Source organism: Metabacillus sediminilitoris (assembly GCF_009720625.1).
Classification (GTDB): domain Bacteria; phylum Bacillota; class Bacilli; order Bacillales; family Bacillaceae; genus Metabacillus; species Metabacillus sediminilitoris.
In genome coordinates, this window is record NZ_CP046266.1 from 1,253,726 (window position 1) to 1,273,254 (window position 19,529).

A 19,529-nucleotide genomic window follows, 5' to 3' on the forward strand; every position below is an offset into this window, starting at 1 on the left:
TTGAAACAGCAATGTCTATGAAAAACAATTAAAGGGGGGGAATTTAATAGGATATAAATAATTTTTTTAAAGATTAATATGGTATAATTTTGTATTAGTAATAAGTACCTGCATAATAGGTGTAAATTCGCAAAATATGTTAAACATCCAAAAATAAATATGAGGATATGCTTATATATTTTTGGAAGAAAATGAAAGCGTTTTATAACATTAGATATGATGAAATCAATATATATTTTGAAAGTGATTCAGTCACTTTATTATAACTTTTATTCCTCTATTCTCTAAATGAATTTGTTCTCTTAAATAGTATGAATGGAGGGAATTATTGTGAAAATAAAATACTTTCTTTTTACATTAATTCTAATTACTTTGTGTGGTTGCAGTATACTTGGGGGAACATCGACTGAGTATAAAGTTGTTTATAATGGTGAAGGAAACAAACAGAAGGACATTGAACCAAAAAAGACACGAAATGATGAACCTTATACGATTGGATTTGTACCTAAAATTGAAGGGATCCCTTATTTTAACGCTGTTAGAGAAGGAGCCTTAGAAGCTGGGAAAGATTTAGGTGTAAAAATCATTTATAAAGGTCCATCAACCGCTAGTTGGGAAGAGCAAGCACAAATCATAGAAGGATTGATTGAAAGTAATGTAGATGTCATTGCAGTTGCGGCAAATGATCCAATAAAATTGGGCTATGCTTTGCAAAAGGCAAAAAATAGAGGAATAAAAGTTATTACATGGGATTCAGATACCAACCCAGAATTCCGGAGTTTTTTTGTTAATATGGTCAACCCAGAAATATTAGGACGACATTTAATGGATGTGCTTGCCTCAGAAATGAATGAAAATGGACAATATGTCATATTAACTGGCTCATCCACTGCAGCGAATTTAAATGATTGGATCAAATGGATCGATCAGCAAAATATTGAGTATTATCCGAATATGGAACGGGTAGATGTAATACCAACAAATGAAGACCCACATACTGCATATTTGGCAACACAAAAGGTTTTAGAGAAATACCCAGATTTAAAAGGGATTATTGGTATATCTACTGTCAATCCCCCTGTAGCTGCCCAGGTTGTCAAAGATAAGGGAAAGACAGGAGATATAAAAGTAATCGGTGTATCATCTCCCCTATTAATGAAGCCGTTTCTAAAAGAGGGAGTTGCACAAATGATCACACTATGGAGTCCTCAAAAACTAGGGTACTTAACAGTTAGCTTGGGAAATAACTTACTAAATGGTGAGAGTCCATATAGTGGACAACAAATTCAGAATATTGGAATTATTGGATATGAAGATGATATGGTCATTATGGGCCAGCCAATTAATATTTCAAAGGAAAATGTTGATCAATATGATTTTTAAATATAGAAAAATAAAGAGCTTGAGATTATCTAACAAATTAATCATTACCTACATATTATTAACAGTCATTCCAATGGCCACATTAGGATTCATTGTCTATAACCAATTCTCCAAATCTATTGAGAGACAGGTTGGAGAATATGTTCCACAATTATTAAATCAAGCAAATCAAAATATTGAAAATGAAATTAGGAAGCTTGAAGGCTTGCCTGAACTTATATATAGCTCTGGTGAAGTGATGGAAGTTTTAAGGAATCACGGGGTACAAAATAAGTCATCTCAGCTTCGAGGTAAGTATGTTGTTCAAAACTATTTATCTAGTATTTACCTTACATCAAATAATTCTGATATATTGGGTGCATTTTTAGTTTCAAATCAACGCCTATTTGCTAGTACAAGAACATCTTATCAAGGATTTGGTTTTGAGGATGGATCTTTACCTTATGCCAATGATCGGATTCAGTTCGGTGAGATGGATCTGTTGTTATCCAATCAAATTAATCTAACATTTAAAGACAACCCATCATTTATATTACTTGTTAAACAAATTACAGACTTTGATAATAGAGAATATTTAGGTACTTTATATTTAGCTGTAAATGTCAGTTTTTTTGAGGGAGTTCTAGAAGACCTGAATAGAAAAGAAAATACTGAAATGTGGCTTATGGATAAACAAGGTAAGATTTTTTATCATACAAATCCAGATCGAATGGGAAAAACAATGAAAGAAATTGAGCATTTTCCACTATTTAATGGAAGCTTCCGTACAAATGTAAATGGTCAACAAACACTAATTAGTTTAGATGAAGGTAAAGAATTTCCTTGGATTTTAGGACATAGTATACCGAAGAAAAACCTAACGGAACAAACAGATATTGTTAGAAATGTAACCGTTTTAATCTTTGTTATAATGGCTTGTATTTCGACGGTTATATCTATTTTTTTAGCTTGGACAGTAACAAAACCGATTAAACAATTAAGCCATATTATGAAAGATGTAGAAACAGGCAACTTTAATGTAGAAGTTCCTATACATTCAGATGATGAAGTCGGTATTTTAGCAAAAAGTTTTCGTTCCATGGTTAATAAAATACGAGAATTGATTCAAAAAAACTACTTAATAGAGATTCGGCAAAAAAATGCTGAGTTATACGCATTACAATCACAAATTAATCCTCATTTTATGTACAACACCTTAGAAACAATCGGAATGGCAATTGAAGACGGCGAGCAAGAACAGAGCGTTCATATGATTACATTGTTAGGAAGAATGATGAGATTTTCGATTAGTAATAAAGACAGTCTAGTTTTAATTGCTAGTGAAGTTCAACACATTCGTGATTACTTGGATATTCAAAAATTTCGGTTTGAAGATCGGTTATCCTTTCAAATTCATGAAGAGGTTCAAAGTTGTAAGTATTATACACCGAAGTTTGTATTACAACCGATCATTGAAAATGCAATCAAATACGGATTAGAAAAAAGAAAGGAAATCGAAATCGAAATCGAAGTGGTTGAAGAAATCAATCAAGATGGTAAGTCGGTTATTTTATTTATTATCCGAGACAATGGACCTGGAATTGATGAAAACACCTTGTTAAGGATTCATCATTTATTAGGATCTGATCCAATGAAAAGCAGAGATTCTGGATTTGGGATTATCAATGTACATGCAAGGATTGCGATGATGTTTGGTGAGGAATTTGGCTTACAAATAAAAAGTAAAGTCGATAAAGGAACAGAAGTCTATCTACGAATTCCTAAAACCGTTGAACCTAGCCTAAGTAATATCGAAAGGGGAAATTAACAGTGGGGAAAATCAAAACTGTTATTGTAGATGATGAACCGAGAATAAGAAAAGGAATTGAAAGACTTGTACGATCAAATGGAGAAGACTGGGAAGTGATCGGGGCATTTTCCGATGGACAAGAAGCGTATGATGCCATTGTGAATACATTTAAATCAATTGATTTATTAATTACTGATGTTCAAATGCCAATTATGAATGGCTTAACACTTATAAAAAAATTAAACAGCGAATCGAATGACTTTTTTTCAATCATTATTAGTGGCTTTGATGATTTCAAATATGCACAAGAGGCGATTCGGGAAGGGGCAACCGATTATATTTTAAAACCGATCGATCGCGAAAAATTTCAATTACAATTAAATGAAGTAAAAGAAAAAATTATACAAAAACAAAAAGAAAAAGATAGATTGAGAGATATTCAAGAAAAAGCATCTCAATTATTTTATACGAAACAAATTCAATTTTTAAGTGAGTTGACCTGGAACGATGAAACAGATATTTCCTTAATGGAATGGGATTTTCAGTTTCCGAAGGGACGGTATCTATTTGCTCATATCGACATTGACCAAGTTTTCGCAAAATCAAAGGGAATTTCAGCATCAGAGCGTAGAGCTTGGCATTTTGCTGTTGAGAATATTATAAAAGAGTCGATAGCAAATGATTTAAGCAATCAAGGGATAGATTCTTGGGTTTGGAAAAATGATAATTTAAGTTTTTGGTTATTGTTATATGATCAGGAATTGATTAGAGTGAATCCATCCTTCTCCAGTCTAGTTGAGGAATATTTAGCAAAATTAAAAATGATCATTCGAAAATATTTGAAATTTACAGCCTCGATTGCAATCGGAAATGAATTTGAAGATTTATCACTTTTGCCAACTATGAGAGAGCAATTACTATCACTAATCCAATTTCGTATGATCAAAGGTAATCATGTTATTTTCCGTCTGAGTACTTTAAACGAACTCTCAATTGAAAAATCATCGACAATGTCATCTTCGGTGTACAAATATACGGAGCAAATTATGAATGCACTCGATGAAAAAAGTGAAGCAGAAATCTCAAAGGCGCTCTCTCATTTCTTTCGAGAAATCGAAAGCTTAAAATCACCTTTATTAATTCAAGAGTCTATACAATATTTATGTATTCGCAGCATCAATCATTTGGTGGAAAACGATCGTTTTTCTGTAGATATCAAGATGTTTATTGAAACATTTCAAATGACTAAAAAAGCGGCGAATTTCATTCAATTAAAGGATGAAATTAAAAACTGGATGATTCGTTTGGTAAATAAAATGAAAGAAATAGATTCCGGGCAAACTGATCCAATCCATCAAGTAAAAACGTGGATTCATCATCATTTGAGTGAAAATATTACCATTAAGAAAATGGCAGACAATGTCTATTTAAACCCTACTTATTTATGTGAAATCTTTAAAGTTCAGACAGGTGAAACCATATTAAATTATGTAACAAATGCAAGGTTAAAAAAGGCTAAGGAATTACTAGAAAAGACAGATATGAAAATCTATGATATCGCTACAAATGTGGGATATCAAGATACAAAATATTTTAGTAGACTATTTAAACAATGGACGAATCAATCTCCATCCCAATATAGGGAAAGAAATTATAAACAGCAAGTGTTGCAAGAGAAATAAGATTTTTCTTAATAGGAAACTCCGTATTTTGAAGAAAGTGTCAGCAAAATACGGAGTTTTTTTCTGTTTAAATAAAGAAGTCTTTTGTAATCATCCGAATAATATCACCCTAATCAGAATATTGTCTCCTAGTAACAAAGCGGGATTCTTTATATAGTAAATCTAACAAGAAAACAAACTGAAAAGCGACTATCCCTTCATATGTAAGGGGTTTTAATAAAATGGTGATGAAAGGGAGTTTACGTATGGCATTAATCGGTCCTTCACTTATGTGTGCTGATATGGGGAATCTTCAAGATTCAGTTTTAACACTAGATCAAGCAGGTGTAGATTTTTTTCATATCGATGTAATGGATGGGAAATTTGTTCCAAACTTTACACTAGGCCCAGATTTAATTAAGAGATTAAGAGAGTTTACAGAAAAATCATTTGATATACACCTTATGGTAGAAAAGCCGGAAGATTTCTTAAACTTGTTTATAGAATCGGGTGCAGACATGATATCTGTTCATGCTGAAGCGACGAATCATTTGCAAAGAACTTTACAAACGATAAAAGATCGAGGTTTGAAGGCAGGAGTAGCAATAAATCCAGCAACTTCTATTCAAGATATTGAATATGTATTAGATGTTGTTGATTATATAACAGTAATGACTGTCAATCCTGGATTTGCGGGACAAAAATTTGTTCCACTTATGAACAAGAAGCTAGCAGATTTAACATATCTTATTAATGAAAACGGATACAAGATTGATATTCAAGTGGATGGGAATATTGGCTATGAAACCATTCCTGATGTATTGAAGAATGGGGCAAATATGCTAGTTTGTGGAACTTCTAGTTTATTTAAGCCAAATCTCTCATTAGAATTAGCGGTTTCTAAGCTCCGAAATTTTATCGAAGATATCGAAGTCAATAAAAGTATAAAACTGTGAGGGATAAATATGGCTGAAATAACGGTTATAGGGAGTATTAACATGGATATCGTTGCCCTAACAAATCAATATCCTAAACATGGGGAAACCCTTTTTGGGCATAGTGTGACAAACTTATGTGGAGGTAAGGGGGCTAATCAAGCGGTGGCCTGTGCTCGACTTGGAAAATCAGTAAATATGATAGGTTCAATCGGTATTGACGCATACGGAAAAGAAATAGAAAAAAATTTTAAGCAGCATCAAATTGAAACTTCTTTCTTAAAACGAGTTGAAAATGAATCAACTGGATGTGCCATCATTACTGTGGATGCAACAGCTGAAAATACAATGTTGGTCGTTAAAGGTGCTAATGATTCTTTAAACGAACATGATATTCAAGAAGCCTTTTCACAAATAGACAATAGTAAGGTATTACTAGTGCAAATGGAAATTCCTGAAGCGGTCGTGATTCGTGCCATGATGGAAGCTAAAAGTAAGAGAATGTTCATCATCTTAGATCCAGCTCCTGCAGAAGGGGTCACAAAAGAGGCATTGCTTTATGCGGATGTCATTACACCTAATCTCCAAGAAACAAAACATCTAACAGGTATTGAAGTAACGTCAATTGAAACAGCGATTGAAGCAGGTAAATTTTTTGATCAAACTTTTGGAATTAAAAATTGCATCATTAAAATGGCTGACAAAGGCGCATTGCTTTATGAAAACGGGAAAACAACCTTTATTGAAGCAATCCCAGTGAACGCTGTTGATACTGTTGGTGCTGGTGATTCTTATGCTGGGGCATTGGCATGTGCGATTGCAGATGGGGAAAGTCTTGAATCTGCTGCACGATTTGCAGCGATTGTCGCAGCACTTAAAGTATCAAAATTAGGTGCTCAATCAGGATTACCGACAATAGAGCAATTAAATGAGTATTGTGTGGAAAATAATCTTACTTATTATGGTCTTCGGACTAAGCAATTAAGATAAGAATCTAAGAGCTAGAACGGAGGTAGGCATAAGTGTCCAAATATTTACTAGAAATGACAAATATCAGTAAAACATTTCCTGGTGTAAAAGCTCTGGATGATGTGAGTCTCCGAATTAAAAAAGGTGAGGTTCACGCTTTAATTGGAGAAAACGGAGCGGGAAAATCAACATTAATCAAAATTTTAGCTGGGATATACAAACCGGATCAAGGCGCAAAATTTCTTTTTGAAGGAAAAGAAGCACAGATTCATAAACCAATCGATGCGACATTAAAGGGTATATCTATTATTTATCAAGATTTGAGTTTATTTTCTAATTTATCGATTGCGGAAAATATTTATATAGGACGCGATAGTAATAAAAAGCCATGGAAAAAAGTAAATTGGGGTGAAATGGAAGCGGTTGCGAAAAAGGCCCTTAAAGAACTAGATTTTGAAATCGATGTTCATACTCCGGTGGAAAAACTAAGTATAGCTCAACAACAACTAATTGAAATCGCTCGTGCACTTGCATTTGATTCAAAATTAATTGTTATGGATGAACCGACCTCTTCGCTTTCATCCGGGGAAGTTGAAAAACTGTACAAAGTAATTAATAAGTTAAAACAAAGAGGAATTTCTATTATTTTCGTCAGCCATAAACTAAAAGAATTATTTACGGTTTCAGATCAATTTACAGTATTACGTGATGGGAAGTATGTGGGTAGCTACCCTGCTGCAGAACTAGATGAAGATAAATTAATTACATTAATGGTAGGTAGACAAGTTCAGTATGAGAAAAATCAACAAAGAATAGCAGGGGGTCAAACTTTACTAGAACTTCATCAACTATCGAAAGACGGAAATTTTAAAGATATTTCTTTTGAGTTAAAAGCGGGAGAAGTGCTAGGGATTACAGGATTGGTCGGCTCAGGTCGTACAGAACTGGCACAAGCTATTTTCGGAATGAACAAACCAGATTCAGGGGTAATGAAGTTAAGTGGTCAGCCTGTCCGTATCAAATCATCAGTAGATGCTGTGAAACACAAGATTGCTTATATACCTGAAAGTAGGAAAACACAAGGTCTAATATTAGGGCAATCAATTATTAATAATATTTCTCTTCCGATTTTGCATCAACTTCGTGACCGCCTTGGATTAATTAAACGTAAAAAAGAGATCGGCTTGGCCAACCACTATGTTGAAACGCTAGATGTGAGACCTGCACTTCCACAAAGAGCAGCAGGAGATCTGTCTGGAGGGAATCAGCAAAAAGTAGTTATTGGAAAATGGCTCTCTACAAAACCACAAATATTAATCATTGATGAGCCAACAAACGGAATTGATATCGGTGCAAAAACGGAAATTCATAAATTACTTCGACAGCTTGCTAAAGAGGGAATGGGGATTATTGTTATTTCATCGGAATTACCTGAAGTGCTAGCTGTTAGCGATCGTATTTTAGTCATGAGACACGGGAAAATAGCCGGGGGATTAAATATTGAAGAAGCAACGCAAGAAAATATTATGAATTACGCCTTGTTCGGTTCTCAAAATGCTAAAACAGAAACGAACAGTCCCGTTAGTAAGGGGGTTATCGCATGAAAACATTTTTAAAATCAAAAGAAATGAGTATTGTAGGCATTGTTTTATTACTTTGCATCACATTAGCATTTGTAAGCCCAGTTTTCCTTACTGCAGATAATCTGCTAGATGTATTAAAAGCAAACTCAGTCATTGGTATATTAGCAGTAGGGATGACGTTAATTATCATTACTGGGGGAATTGATGTATCTGTTGCTGCAGTGACAAGTGCTGTCTGTGTCATTACAGTCAAATTATTGATGATTATGCCAGATCATTTTATGTCCTTAATAATAGCATTTTTAATTGCACCATTATTAGGAATTCTTTTAGGAGCACTTAATGGAGTGTTAGTATCAAAGATTAAGATTCCAGCAATTGTTGTAACATTAGGGATGATGAGTATCATCAATGGATTAGTTCTCTATATCACGAATGGTGTATATCTAAATAGTAGTAATTTCCCGCAAGTTTTTATTAACTTTGCAAATATCAAAGTATTTGGTGTATCAATTATTATTCTCATATTTGCAGCTGTTGCAATTTTAACATGGTATATCTTGAAATATACATTAATTGGACGTGAAGTGTTAGCGATTGGCGGAAATAAAGAATCCGCAGTACGAGTGGGGATAAACTTTGATAAAGTTCAAATTTTTGTATTCTCATATATGGGTTTTTTAGCAGGGATTGCTGCAATTGCTCAAACTGCATATACAAAATCAGTGGATCCTAATGGGATGCTTGGTTTAGAACTAATGGTTATTGCTGCTGTTGTACTAGGTGGTGCTAACATTATGGGCGGACGTGGAACCATATTGGGAACAGTCTTAGGAGTATTGTTGTTAGGGATTATTCAGAATGGTCTTATTTTAGCTAAAATTGATCCATTTTGGCAAAAAGTATTTACTGGATTCATTATTTTGTTAGCCGTTTCTTTTGACCAACTTCAATATAAACGCTCACAAGATAAGTTAGCCAAGATCGAAGTAGAAGCTTAACAAGGGGTGAGGAAATGAAAGCGATATCATTATCAAAAGAAAATATTTTGGGATTAATTGCTTTAAGTGTATTTGTGTTAATGAGTCTCTTTATACCGGGTTTTTTTGGTCACAATAATTTAAATAATATGATGTTCCAGCTCCCTGAGTTTGGCTTACTTGCCATTGCGATGATGATTGTCATCGTAACAGGTGGTATCGATTTATCCATCACTTACATTGCAGCATTATCAGGAGTAACTATTGCCATTATGCAAAGCCATGGGTATCCAGTCATTCTTTCTATTGTCGTAGGTATTATCGTAGGGCTCTTATGTGGACTGCTAAATGGAGTGATTGTATCAAAAATCGGTGTTTCTCCAATTCTTGTCACATTGGGAACAATGGTGTTGTTTGAAGGAATCATCCTGAGTATTACAAAAGGGAATTCAATATCTGGATTTAGCGAGGTTTATAGCTTAATAGGAAATGGTTATTATATGGGGATTGTTCCACTTTCGATGATCATTTTTATCATCATTGCGATCTTAACGGGAGTACTCTTAACAAGAACGAAATGGGGTAGAAGTGTTTACATGGTGGGTAGTAACCCAGTCGCTTCCCTCTTTTCTGGGGTAAATAATAGTAGAGTCCTAATGAAAGTTTATTTATTTGCTGCATTGCTTTCAGTCATTGCTTCAATCATTATGACATCACGTTATAACTCAGCAAAAGTGGACTTAGGTTCATCCTACTTATTACAAAGTGTATCCGCAGCCGTCCTTGGGGGAACAGAAATTCAAGGTGGATATGGAAAAGTAATTGGGACAGTATACGCAGCGATCATTTTCCAAATGCTCTCTAGTGGACTGAATTTATTAGGTGTTCCAAGATCAATCGTGAACGTCATAATGGGAGCTATTCTGATCTTTGTCTTAGTATTAAACTTTGCAAAATTTAAATTGGATGAAAAAGCTCAAAAAACAGCTGTAGCATGAGGAAATGTATGTAATCTGATTTTCAGATTAATATAAAAAACTTTATTAAAAAAGGGAGAATAATATGAAAAAGATTCTTGGTCTTATAACATCAGTAATGCTTGTAGGGGTTTTATTAGCTGGATGTGTGTCAAGTGGTGCTTCAGGAAATAGCAGTGAAAAACAAAGCAAGGGTGACAATGACAAAATTAAAATTGCTGTTGTACCAAAGTTAATTGGTATTCCTTATTTCAACTCTTCTGAAGAAGGTGCGATTCAAGCAGGTAAAGATTTAGGGGTAGAAGTAATTTATACTGGTCCAACAGAAGCGGATGCAGCACAACAAGTAAAGGTTATTGAAGATTTAATCAGTCAAAATGTTGATGCAATCGCAGTTGCTCCAAATGATGCAGCATCATTAACACCAGTTCTTAAAAAGGCAAAAGAGCAAGGAATCATTGTAATCGACTGGGATACTCCAGCTGACCAATCACTTGTAGAATTATCTGTTCATCAAATTGATGACGAAGCATATGGTCGTCACTTTACACAAACACTTGTTGAACAAATGGGTACTGAAGAAGGAGAAATTGCTATTGTAACGGGTGGACTTTCTGCAGCAAATTTAAATACTTGGATTGATGCCGCAAAGAAAGAAATGGAAGAGAATTATCCTGGACTTAAGTTAGTAACTGATAAAATTCCAACTGATGAAAAACAACAAGTTGCATATCAAAAAACATTGGATTTAATGAAGTCTCATCCGAATTTAAAAGGCATTATGGTCTTTTCAACACCGGCTCCACTTGGAGTGGCTCAAGCGATTCAAGAAAAAGGAATGCAGGATAAAATTGCAGTTATCGGTGGAACATTACCGAAGGATTCCATCCCGTATTTAGAAGATGGTTCTTTAGATATGGCTGTATTATGGGAGCCGGATAAATTAGGATATTTAACAGTTTCCCTTGCGAAAGATTTAGTTGAAGGGAAAAAACCAGAAAATGGACAAAACATTGAAAATGTAGGGGGAATTGAGCTTTGGAAAGATGGAAAAACAGTTATCATGGGACCTCCTACTGATTTTACAAAAGAAAATGCTGGAGACTATGATTTCTAAAAAATAAATTCTAAAATCCCCCTTAAAGGAAGTATGTAGTCAGGGGGATTTTTTATTAAAAGAGAAAAGGAATTGAACAAAAATGATACAGGAACAAAATTATAAATTGAAGGATCTTAAAATTCGAGAAGCTTTTTTAAAATTAAAAAGAGAACAACCGGAACGCTTTAAACAGAAATTGAATTTGTCATGGAGTAATTGGGGATTTGGGCTTGAAACGTTAGAAGACTCAGTTAAAAGATTAAAAGAAAACGGTATCAATTTTATTGAGCTTCATGGAAACCATTATGGGAATGATCTTGGCTATCAAGTAGAAGAAACAATAGAGATCCTTAAAAAATATGAAATGAAAGTATCTGGTGTGTGTGGAATGTTTTCAGTAGAAAATGATCTTTCTAGCAATATTCCAAGTAAGCGGCAAGCAGCAATTGATTACATTAAGAGAGAACTAGAATTTATGAATAAGGTCGGGGGGCATTATTTATTAGTTGTACCAGGGGCTGTAGGTAGACCTAATGAATATGACGATGCAGAGTTTTTAAGAAGCGTAGAAACATTAAATATCGTCAGTGATCTATTTGTGAAATATTGCATCAAAGGTGCAATTGAGCCGATTCGTGCTGCAGAAACGAGTTTCATTCATACAGTAGCTGATGCAAAAAATTATATTAAGGCGGTAGGACACCCAGGAATCAATCACATTAATGCGGATGTGTATCACATGCAATCAGAGGAAGCACATATTGGGGAAGCCATCCTTGAAGCAGGTGATCAACTTGTCAATCTTCATATGGCAGATAGTAATCGTGGCGCATTGGGAGAAGGGTTTATGGATTTTGACACTATTATTATGGCATTATATCTAATTGGCTTTAATCAGGACGGAAAATTCGTTACGCCTGAACCACTAGGACCAGGTGGAGATCCTTACCCTGCGATGAACTCTATTCCTGACTCTAAAAAATTACATCATTTAGTTGCACAAACTGCTAATTATTTTAGAGAACGTGAAAATATCCTTCTAGAAAGTAATGAATAACGAGCACAAAACTTTGAGTTCAAAAGTCGGGTTTTTAAGGGGGAACAATGATATTGGCTAATAAGGTGAATCAAATAAAAGTTGATATTGCTAACAGTCAAACAGCTTTAGGTATTGAGTTTGGTTCTACTCGTATCAAAGCAGTTTTGATTGATTCTATCCATTCACCAATAGCTTCCGGAAGCTATGCCTGGGAGAACATTTTGCAAGAAGGGATATGGACATATTCTCTAGATGATATTTGGAAGGGGCTTCAAAAAAGTTATCAAGAAATGGTAACTGAAGTGAAAGGAAAGTATGGAATAACTCTTCAAAACGTTGGCTCAATTGGCTTTAGTGGGATGATGCACGGCTATATGGCGTTTAACAAAGATGGTAAGTTGTTGGTGCCATTTCGTACCTGGAGGAATTCAATCACTGAACAAGCTGAAAAAAAACTAACAAAGTTCTTCAATTATAATATCCCGCAAAGATGGAGTATTGCTCATTTGTATCAAGCAATTCTTAATGAAGAGGAACATGTAGAAGATATTGATTATCTCACCACATTAGCTGGCTATATTCACTGGAAGTTGACAGGCAAAAAAGTTTTAGGAATTGGAGATGCCTCCGGTATGTTTCCAATCGATGTGGAAATAAAGAATTATGATATCAGGATGATTCATTCTTTTAATGATTTGATCAGTGGAAAGAATTATCCGTGGAAATTAGAAGGAATTTTACCACAGGTAATGCTTGCTGGCGATGAAGCCGGGCACTTATCAGAAGAAGGAGCAAAGCTATTAGATGTGAGCGGGAACCTTCAATTTGGTATTCCACTTTGTCCTCCAGAAGGCGATGCAGGAACGGGGATGGTCGCAACAAACAGTGTTTCAGAGCGTACAGGAAATGTTTCAGCGGGAACGTCGGTATTTGCGATGATTGTGCTGGAAAAAGAATTGAAATGTGTCCATCCGGAGATCGACCTAGTGACCACGCCTTCTGGTAGTCTGGTTGCTATGGTTCATGCGAATAACTGTTCATCTGATATTAATGCTTGGGTGAAGCTTTTCAGTGAGTTTTCAGAAGTTCTTGGTTATGAAGTCAATACAGACAAACTCTTCGAAATCTTATTCAATCAGGCTCTTGAGGGGGATAGGGATTGCGGAGGACTATTGTCTTACGGCTATTATTCTGGTGAGAATATTACAGGAATGAGAGAAGGGCGGCCATTATTCGTACGTTCACCTGAAAGTAATTTCAATCTTGCAAACTTTATGCGTGTACATTTATTCTCAGCACTTGGAGTTCTGAAAATTGGAATGGATATTCTGTTAAATGAAGAAGAAATTCAGATTGACAAAATATTGGGACATGGAGGATTGTTCAAGACCGAGGGTGTTGGCCAAAAGGTAATGGCCTCAGTTATGAATGCACCTGTATCTGTTATGGAGACTGCTGGTGAAGGTGGTGCATGGGGGATTGCTCTGCTCGCATCTTTTATGACCAAAAAAGAAGAAAATGAATCATTGGAAGAGTATCTTAATAAAAAAGTATATATTGATTATGCCGGAGTAAAAGTGGATGTAGACGAAAAAGATGTTGAAGGCTTTGAAGTTTTTATCAAGCGCTATAAACAAGGACTTACAATCCAACAAGCGGCCATTGATAGTTTAAATATAAAAAGAGAAAGAGCAGAACAGCTTAATGAAGAACTTCATCACTCTAAACATGAATTAAAAATATAGGGAGGAAACCGTATGTTAGAACAGTTGAAAAAAGATGTTTTGGAAGCGAATCTTCAACTGCCAAAACACGGTCTAGTCACTTTTACATGGGGAAATGTAAGCGGAATCGATCGCGAACAGGGGCTTGTTGTCATTAAGCCAAGTGGTGTTGCTTATAATGAACTAAAACTGGGAGATATGGTTGTGGTGGATTTAGCAGGGAATGTTATTGAGGGATCTTTGCTCCCTTCTTCAGATACGGAAACTCATCTTGTTCTATATAAAGCATTTAGTGAAATTGGTGGAATCGTTCATACTCATTCACCATGGGCTACAAGTTGGGCACAAGCTCATCGACCGATTCCAGCTCTTGGGACAACGCATGTAGATTATTTTTACGGTGAAATTCCTATAACCCGCTCATTAACACAACAAGAAATTTTAGAAGCATATGAACTAGAAACAGGAAATGTCATCATAGAAACGTTTAAAAAATTAGATCTCGACCCAGTGGCAATGCCAGGTGTTCTTGTCGCTTCACATGCACCGTTTTGTTGGGGGAAAAATGCAGATCAAGCTGTTCATAATGCTGTTGTACTAGACGAAGTAGCCAAAATGGCACTCCATACATTCCAATTGAACCCACAAATAGATCTAATAGATCAATATCTGCTTGATAAACACTATTTAAGAAAGCACGGTCCAGTTGCTTATTATGGGCAAAAGTAATCTTTTGGGGAAGCATAGGGACGGTTCATGTGATTCCCCAAAGTCCTTTTGTATAGTTTCTATCACAGTGATGGTAAGCAAAATCCTAGATTATAAGTATAAAGTAAAGCTTCAATAGAGAAATGTCTCTTTTGAAGCTTTACTTTTTTGCATTTTTAGAGGGGGCCTTTTGGCAGTTGGAATTTTTGCTTCAGGGTATCGAAATATAAATAGTCCAGAAAGGAAAATTAGAGCCGGCAACTAAATAAATGTTTACAAATGCTGATATATCAACGTTTATGAAATATTAATTTTGTCAGAGTCAGTATGTTGTAATACCAACAAGTTAAAGTTGAAATAAAACTTCCCTTTGTAAAATTTGCAAATTATTGACGATGATTATTTTTTCTGGATCTTTATATTTTGCAAAGTTTATTTAGATTTCAATATACGGAAGAGATCAACTTGATAGAATGATAAAAATTTATAAAGAAGAGGCATGAACGCTCTTAAAATCTTCTTAAATAAACTTCGTGTATAATCCTAATTTTTTGAAGAGTTCCTCTATAGTCAAAAGTATATTTAAATTTAAGATATATACCGAGATTTGCTGAAAATAACAAAGAAGAGCAAGTATTTACTATTAAAAATGATGGTGTAATATAGCTGAGGGTTAGTAACACATAAACTATGGAGACTTAGAAATCAAATTTGCAAATGTATAAAGTACCTCACTCGCTAGTTTTTAACTTCATCCACTCTATTTACTTCCTCGACTTGTTGGATAAAACGATAATGTAAACCAAAAGCAATTTCATCATGAAGTCCACCTTCAATAGAAGCTCTAGATACGAGTGTAATGAGGGTAATAATATGTTTAGCTCCCGACGGTTACTTAGAGGCTCATTACTATGTATAATATGATGATAGAAAAAAACAAATAGGAGAAGAAATATGAAGATTATTTTTCGAAGTTTTATTAATGGGATTTTGACATTTGTACCAATTATTCTTGTTGTTTACATTGTCTACAAAATTTTCATCTTTTTAGATGGACTTTTAGGTAACATATTAATACCTTTTTTAAAAGAAGATTATATACCTGGCATAGGTCTAATTTGTACCTTAGCAGTTATCACGATTTTAGGATGGTTATCAACTAAGTTTTTAACTGGAGCTATTTTTCGTTTGATCGATAAGCTCCTCGAAAAAATACCTTTTGTTAAAATCATATACACTGTCATAAAAGACACGATCCATTCATTTATTGGTGAAAAAAAGTCATTTTCTAAAGTTGCGATGATTACCATTCCTGGTACAGAAATTAAAACCCTCGGATTTATTATGGCAGAAGACTTGGAAAGTCTGTATGATCCATTAAAAGATTATGTGGCTGTATATGTTCAACAATCCTTTCAGGTTGCTGGATTCACATTTTTAGTCCCAAAAGACGAGGTAGAAATCGTTGATATAAAACCGGAAGTTGCGATGAAATTTATTCTTTCTGGTGGTATGACATCAAAGTAAGGAAATAGTCTTTTATGCATTCTAGGAGATCGCAGATATTCAGATCCACAACATTATAAAAATACTGGCCGAGAAAAAGGCGAGGTTTTTATGCCAGAATTTGTCTCTATATACAGTAGGTTGTTAACTTCTTTTTCTCTTTAATAGGACTTTTTCAGTGCCTACGTTTATATCGTTATCTTTTTTTAATCTAGAGATTTACTGTATTATCTATAAGTTGACAATGTTTTCTCATGTTTAATGAAAATAAAAATAGAATATAATGCTGTCGAATTTAATTGTCTTACATGAATCAGTTCATCGACTCATTCACATAAAAGATGATTATAAAATCATGGTAGCTCTGAAAGAACTCAATCTAGACAATAAGCAACTTGAAAAGGTTAATGATCTTCGTAGATTATGCAAATTAAATACAATTAAAATTGGAAGAACTTCATAAATTCATAGAATTGAATGGCTTGGATTAGTTGGAACGCCTTATGAGATGAAAGTTTCATGTACGGTGTAAACAGGGGGAAAAGGGAGCGATAACTTCAAACCCTTACCTATCTGTATGAGAACTTGATTTCAAGATAATATAAATGCATATAGTTATGTATTAAATTTTCTTATGCGACAACAAAAAGGCGGAGGACCTATGGCATATCATTTTGGATTGAAGGTACTTGAGGGCAAACGAGGATTGAAGTTAACACGAGAAAAATATGCAATTGTTAATAATAGAAGCTCATTTAGAGTACGTTTTTCTAGGGATATTTATGCTGATGAAGCTGATGAAGAAGGTAAGATATACATGGAACAATGGTGTGAAAAACAACTTAAGGACTGTTTAGAGAATTTTGATTTAATTATAGAATATTTCTCTTTATTAAATCACAGCGAATTTTGTACAGAAATAGAAGAGTTTCTTAAACAGAATAGTCAATTCACTGAGGTGTATGACCTTAATTTGTATGATGGAAAAGCAGGTTATTACGTAATGGTACTTGATGAATATTCACAAGTGTACATTGGTACAACGGATGATATTAAAAGACGTATTAGACAGCATTGGTCGAGTAGCAAATCTTTTGATCGCCTTCTATTTCCAATGGGTAATGTTGATTCCTCGATACTTTCAATTGATAGTTTTCGTGCTCTTGATACTACCAGAATTTATGCGTATGAAACAAACAAAACGTTTAGTAGTGAGGACAACTTCATAAATCAATTTTCAGCTAAATTCGTATGTAATAGGATGGCCGGTGGAAAAATTACTGGTGGTTTACTTCAGGCAATAACAATGATGAAAAAGCGAAATTTAAAAATATAAATATTTGTTCGTAACAACAGAGTTGTTTCAAAGATTTCAACAATCGGGCGCTTGTGCGGCCAAGCTTAGGTCGTATCATATAACGGGTGGGATTCCCGTCGAGTAAGAACTAGCCATTCGCTCGTAGCGAGTCTTGGAGGACTAAAGGTAACTTTAGTCTTTAAGCGTAGACAGTTAGGTGGCGGGCCGAAAGCCAACTGGTTGAAGGGATTGAGCTCCATAATGATTGTAAATCGAGAGGGCTGATGCTTTAAGCGCTGCAGAAAGCTACATTTTATCTTTCGATAAAGGTAAGAAGGATAAAACCTCTCTGGAGTCACAAAATTTAACTTGGTGTATAATATCTCTTTTATGCAAATTCAATATAGAAAAGAAAAGGGGGATGTCTGTTGCATCCCCATTTGTGAATGGTGTTTTGCTATTTATTTGCCATGAGATATTAAAAATAATACGAAGGAAATTTATCCACTTGTATGAATGAAAGATATCAATCTGTTTGCTATTGACCCTTCTCTAGAGTATTTTTATACTTCTTCGGCGTAACCCCCGTATATTTTCTAAACACTTTAGTAAAATAGCTTTGGTCATGAAAATTTAAAATCGTAGTAATTTTTAATAATGAATAGTTGGTAAATGTTAATAACGACTTGGCTTCATCTACTTTTGTTCGTTGAATATATTCAGCTATTGAAATTCCTACTTCTTTTTTAAAAAGAGAAGATAAATAATTAGGATGCAGATCAACAAGGTTAGCTAGACTTGTAAGGGTTAAATCTTCGTAAAGGTGAGTGTAGATAAAATTTAAACACCTATTAATAGGTTTAGAGTATCTATGTTGTTTATGTTTCCGTACCCGGTCAGCAAAATCGCTTAAGGCTTGTTCCATAAAGGCATCAACTGTTTTCATATCCGTTAATTCTTCAAGGTTTTGAATATACAAGTCGCTTAGTGTATAGGCAATTTCATGGTGAAGTCCACCTTCCATTGCAGCACGTGTTGCTAGTGTAATTGCAGTGATGCCGAGGTTCTTACTATTACGTAATTGACTTTTTTTAGATAATACTCCTAACTCTCCTTTCTCAGGGCTTAACTTATATATTTTTAAAAATTCGTCCTTTCTTCCTTCTTTAATGTATTGAAATAGCCTTTTCTCATACATAAAATCATGGTGAAACGACACATTTTCCCGTTTTTGTGAAATTGCCACATGAGGATCTTCAATTTTTAATAAGTCTTCTCCCAATTCTATGTTTTTAAGAATGATATCTGCCGGATCCAGCGTTTTTTGAAAAAGCATATAGTACAGCTGCATACTGATGTTGATAAATTTCATATTTGATAAACGAGGAAGTAATTCATAATAATGGACGAGTTTCTCACTTAAATCCTTTCGGATAGGCATATCATGAATCAGTGCATTTACTCTTTCATTGGTAAGGTCATATGGAAGGGTAGGGCCGACAATGATTGTCCCTTTGTATTGATTATGATCCATCACTTGAATCATAAAATAATTTTCATAGTAATCCGTTGTGACGAATAAGGGGAATGGGAAATGATCCTTATAAAATTGAAATGGCTTTAACATTTCTTGTTTGGATGTGTGAAATGGGCTTTCAATATTCAGAGAAGTAAATTCTAACTCCACAACATCATTTTCATTTATGTAAATAACAGGAATGTGAAAAGATTCATAAATCAGTTTGCAAATATATTGTAAATCCTGCATTTTCATAACGGACTCCTTACATTAATTTTACTTAAAATCATAACACATTGAATAAAAAATATTAAAAAATAGCTAAAAAAACTAAAATATTACCAAATCTAAGTTAGAGCG

The 19,529-nt window shown here is 34.4% G+C and carries 15 protein-coding genes; 14 read left to right on the forward strand and 1 reads right to left on the reverse strand.

Annotation, left to right across the window (positions count from 1 at the left end):
- Window positions 1–330 precede the first annotated feature (330 nt).
- The 14 genes from GMB29_RS06170 (at window position 331) to GMB29_RS06235 (ending at window position 17,689) form a co-directional block, all read left to right on the forward strand.
- Window positions 331–1,383 (forward strand): autoinducer 2 ABC transporter substrate-binding protein, encoded by a 1,053-nt coding sequence (locus GMB29_RS06170; protein WP_227551544.1) that lies wholly within the window; start codon window positions 331–333, stop codon window positions 1,381–1,383.
- 19 nt (window positions 1,384–1,402) lie between these two features.
- Window positions 1,403–3,190, forward strand: a complete 1,788-nt coding sequence (locus GMB29_RS06175) for a cache domain-containing sensor histidine kinase (RefSeq protein ID WP_168733885.1) — start codon at window positions 1,403–1,405, stop codon at window positions 3,188–3,190.
- A 2-nt stretch (window positions 3,191–3,192) separates the two neighbouring features.
- Window positions 3,193–4,854 (forward strand): response regulator, encoded by a 1,662-nt coding sequence (locus GMB29_RS06180; RefSeq protein WP_136355350.1) that lies wholly within the window; start codon window positions 3,193–3,195, stop codon window positions 4,852–4,854.
- Window positions 4,855–5,099: 245 nt separating this feature from the next.
- Window positions 5,100–5,789, forward strand: coding sequence for a ribulose-phosphate 3-epimerase (rpe, locus tag GMB29_RS06185; protein WP_136355655.1), 690 nt, complete (start codon window positions 5,100–5,102; stop codon window positions 5,787–5,789).
- A gap of 9 nt (window positions 5,790–5,798) precedes the next feature.
- The gene (gene rbsK / locus GMB29_RS06190; RefSeq protein ID WP_136355352.1) at window positions 5,799–6,758 is read left to right on the forward strand and encodes a ribokinase; all 960 of its coding nucleotides are present in this window, start codon (window positions 5,799–5,801) and stop codon (window positions 6,756–6,758) included.
- Between the two features lie 32 nt (window positions 6,759–6,790).
- Window positions 6,791–8,341: a sugar ABC transporter ATP-binding protein gene (locus GMB29_RS06195; RefSeq protein ID WP_211091261.1), complete on the forward strand. Its 1,551-nt coding sequence runs from the start codon at window positions 6,791–6,793 to the stop codon at window positions 8,339–8,341.
- A complete protein-coding gene (locus GMB29_RS06200; RefSeq protein WP_136355355.1) occupies window positions 8,338–9,321 on the forward strand; it encodes an ABC transporter permease in 984 nt (327 codons plus the stop codon). Before GMB29_RS06195 ends, GMB29_RS06200 begins: the two co-directional genes overlap by 4 nt.
- Before the next feature lie 14 nt (window positions 9,322–9,335).
- Window positions 9,336–10,298 (forward strand): ABC transporter permease, encoded by a 963-nt coding sequence (locus GMB29_RS06205; RefSeq protein WP_136355357.1) that lies wholly within the window; start codon window positions 9,336–9,338, stop codon window positions 10,296–10,298.
- A 64-nt stretch (window positions 10,299–10,362) separates the two neighbouring features.
- Window positions 10,363–11,394, forward strand: a complete 1,032-nt coding sequence (locus tag GMB29_RS06210; RefSeq protein ID WP_136355358.1) for an autoinducer 2 ABC transporter substrate-binding protein — start codon at window positions 10,363–10,365, stop codon at window positions 11,392–11,394.
- A gap of 82 nt (window positions 11,395–11,476) precedes the next feature.
- A complete protein-coding gene (locus tag GMB29_RS06215; RefSeq protein ID WP_136355360.1) occupies window positions 11,477–12,433 on the forward strand; it encodes a sugar phosphate isomerase/epimerase family protein in 957 nt (318 codons plus the stop codon).
- Window positions 12,434–12,480: 47 nt separating this feature from the next.
- A complete protein-coding gene (locus GMB29_RS06220; protein WP_196305229.1) occupies window positions 12,481–14,160 on the forward strand; it encodes a xylulokinase in 1,680 nt (559 codons plus the stop codon).
- A gap of 12 nt (window positions 14,161–14,172) precedes the next feature.
- Window positions 14,173–14,868 carry an L-ribulose-5-phosphate 4-epimerase gene (gene araD, locus GMB29_RS06225; RefSeq protein WP_136355365.1) on the forward strand — a complete coding sequence of 232 codons (696 nt, stop codon included), beginning with the start codon at window positions 14,173–14,175 and terminating at the stop codon, window positions 14,866–14,868.
- Window positions 14,869–15,801: 933 nt separating this feature from the next.
- Window positions 15,802–16,374, forward strand: a complete 573-nt coding sequence (locus GMB29_RS06230) for a DUF502 domain-containing protein (protein WP_136355367.1) — start codon at window positions 15,802–15,804, stop codon at window positions 16,372–16,374.
- Window positions 16,375–17,014: 640 nt separating this feature from the next.
- The gene (locus GMB29_RS06235) at window positions 17,015–17,689 is read left to right on the forward strand and encodes a GIY-YIG nuclease family protein (RefSeq protein WP_136355659.1); all 675 of its coding nucleotides are present in this window, start codon (window positions 17,015–17,017) and stop codon (window positions 17,687–17,689) included.
- Window positions 17,690–18,188: 499 nt separating this feature from the next.
- On the opposite strand, the gene GMB29_RS06240 is transcribed toward GMB29_RS06235, so the two are convergent.
- On the reverse strand, window positions 18,189–19,424 hold the full coding sequence (locus tag GMB29_RS06240) for a helix-turn-helix domain-containing protein (RefSeq protein ID WP_136355369.1): 1,236 nt from the start codon (window positions 19,422–19,424) through the stop codon (window positions 18,189–18,191).
- Window positions 19,425–19,529 lie beyond the last annotated feature (105 nt).

What these genes read in the sequence shown, in the direction of transcription:
- rpe (WP_136355655.1), top strand. Translation starts at nt 5,100, where the DNA reads ATGGCATTAATCGGTCCTTCACTTATGTGTGCTGATATGGGGAATCTT.
- rbsK (WP_136355352.1), top strand. Translation starts at nt 5,799, where the DNA reads ATGGCTGAAATAACGGTTATAGGGAGTATTAACATGGATATCGTTGCC.
- GMB29_RS06200 (WP_136355355.1), top strand. Translation starts at nt 8,338, where the DNA reads ATGAAAACATTTTTAAAATCAAAAGAAATGAGTATTGTAGGCATTGTT.
- GMB29_RS06205 (WP_136355357.1), top strand. Translation starts at nt 9,336, where the DNA reads ATGAAAGCGATATCATTATCAAAAGAAAATATTTTGGGATTAATTGCT.
- GMB29_RS06210 (WP_136355358.1), top strand. Translation starts at nt 10,363, where the DNA reads ATGAAAAAGATTCTTGGTCTTATAACATCAGTAATGCTTGTAGGGGTT.
- GMB29_RS06215 (WP_136355360.1), top strand. Translation starts at nt 11,477, where the DNA reads ATGATACAGGAACAAAATTATAAATTGAAGGATCTTAAAATTCGAGAA.
- GMB29_RS06220 (WP_196305229.1), top strand. Translation starts at nt 12,481, where the DNA reads ATGATATTGGCTAATAAGGTGAATCAAATAAAAGTTGATATTGCTAAC.
- araD (WP_136355365.1), top strand. Translation starts at nt 14,173, where the DNA reads ATGTTAGAACAGTTGAAAAAAGATGTTTTGGAAGCGAATCTTCAACTG.
- GMB29_RS06230 (WP_136355367.1), top strand. Translation starts at nt 15,802, where the DNA reads ATGAAGATTATTTTTCGAAGTTTTATTAATGGGATTTTGACATTTGTA.
- GMB29_RS06235 (WP_136355659.1), top strand. Translation starts at nt 17,015, where the DNA reads ATGGCATATCATTTTGGATTGAAGGTACTTGAGGGCAAACGAGGATTG.
- GMB29_RS06240 (WP_136355369.1), bottom strand. Translation starts at nt 19,424, where the DNA reads ATGAAAATGCAGGATTTACAATATATTTGCAAACTGATTTATGAATCT.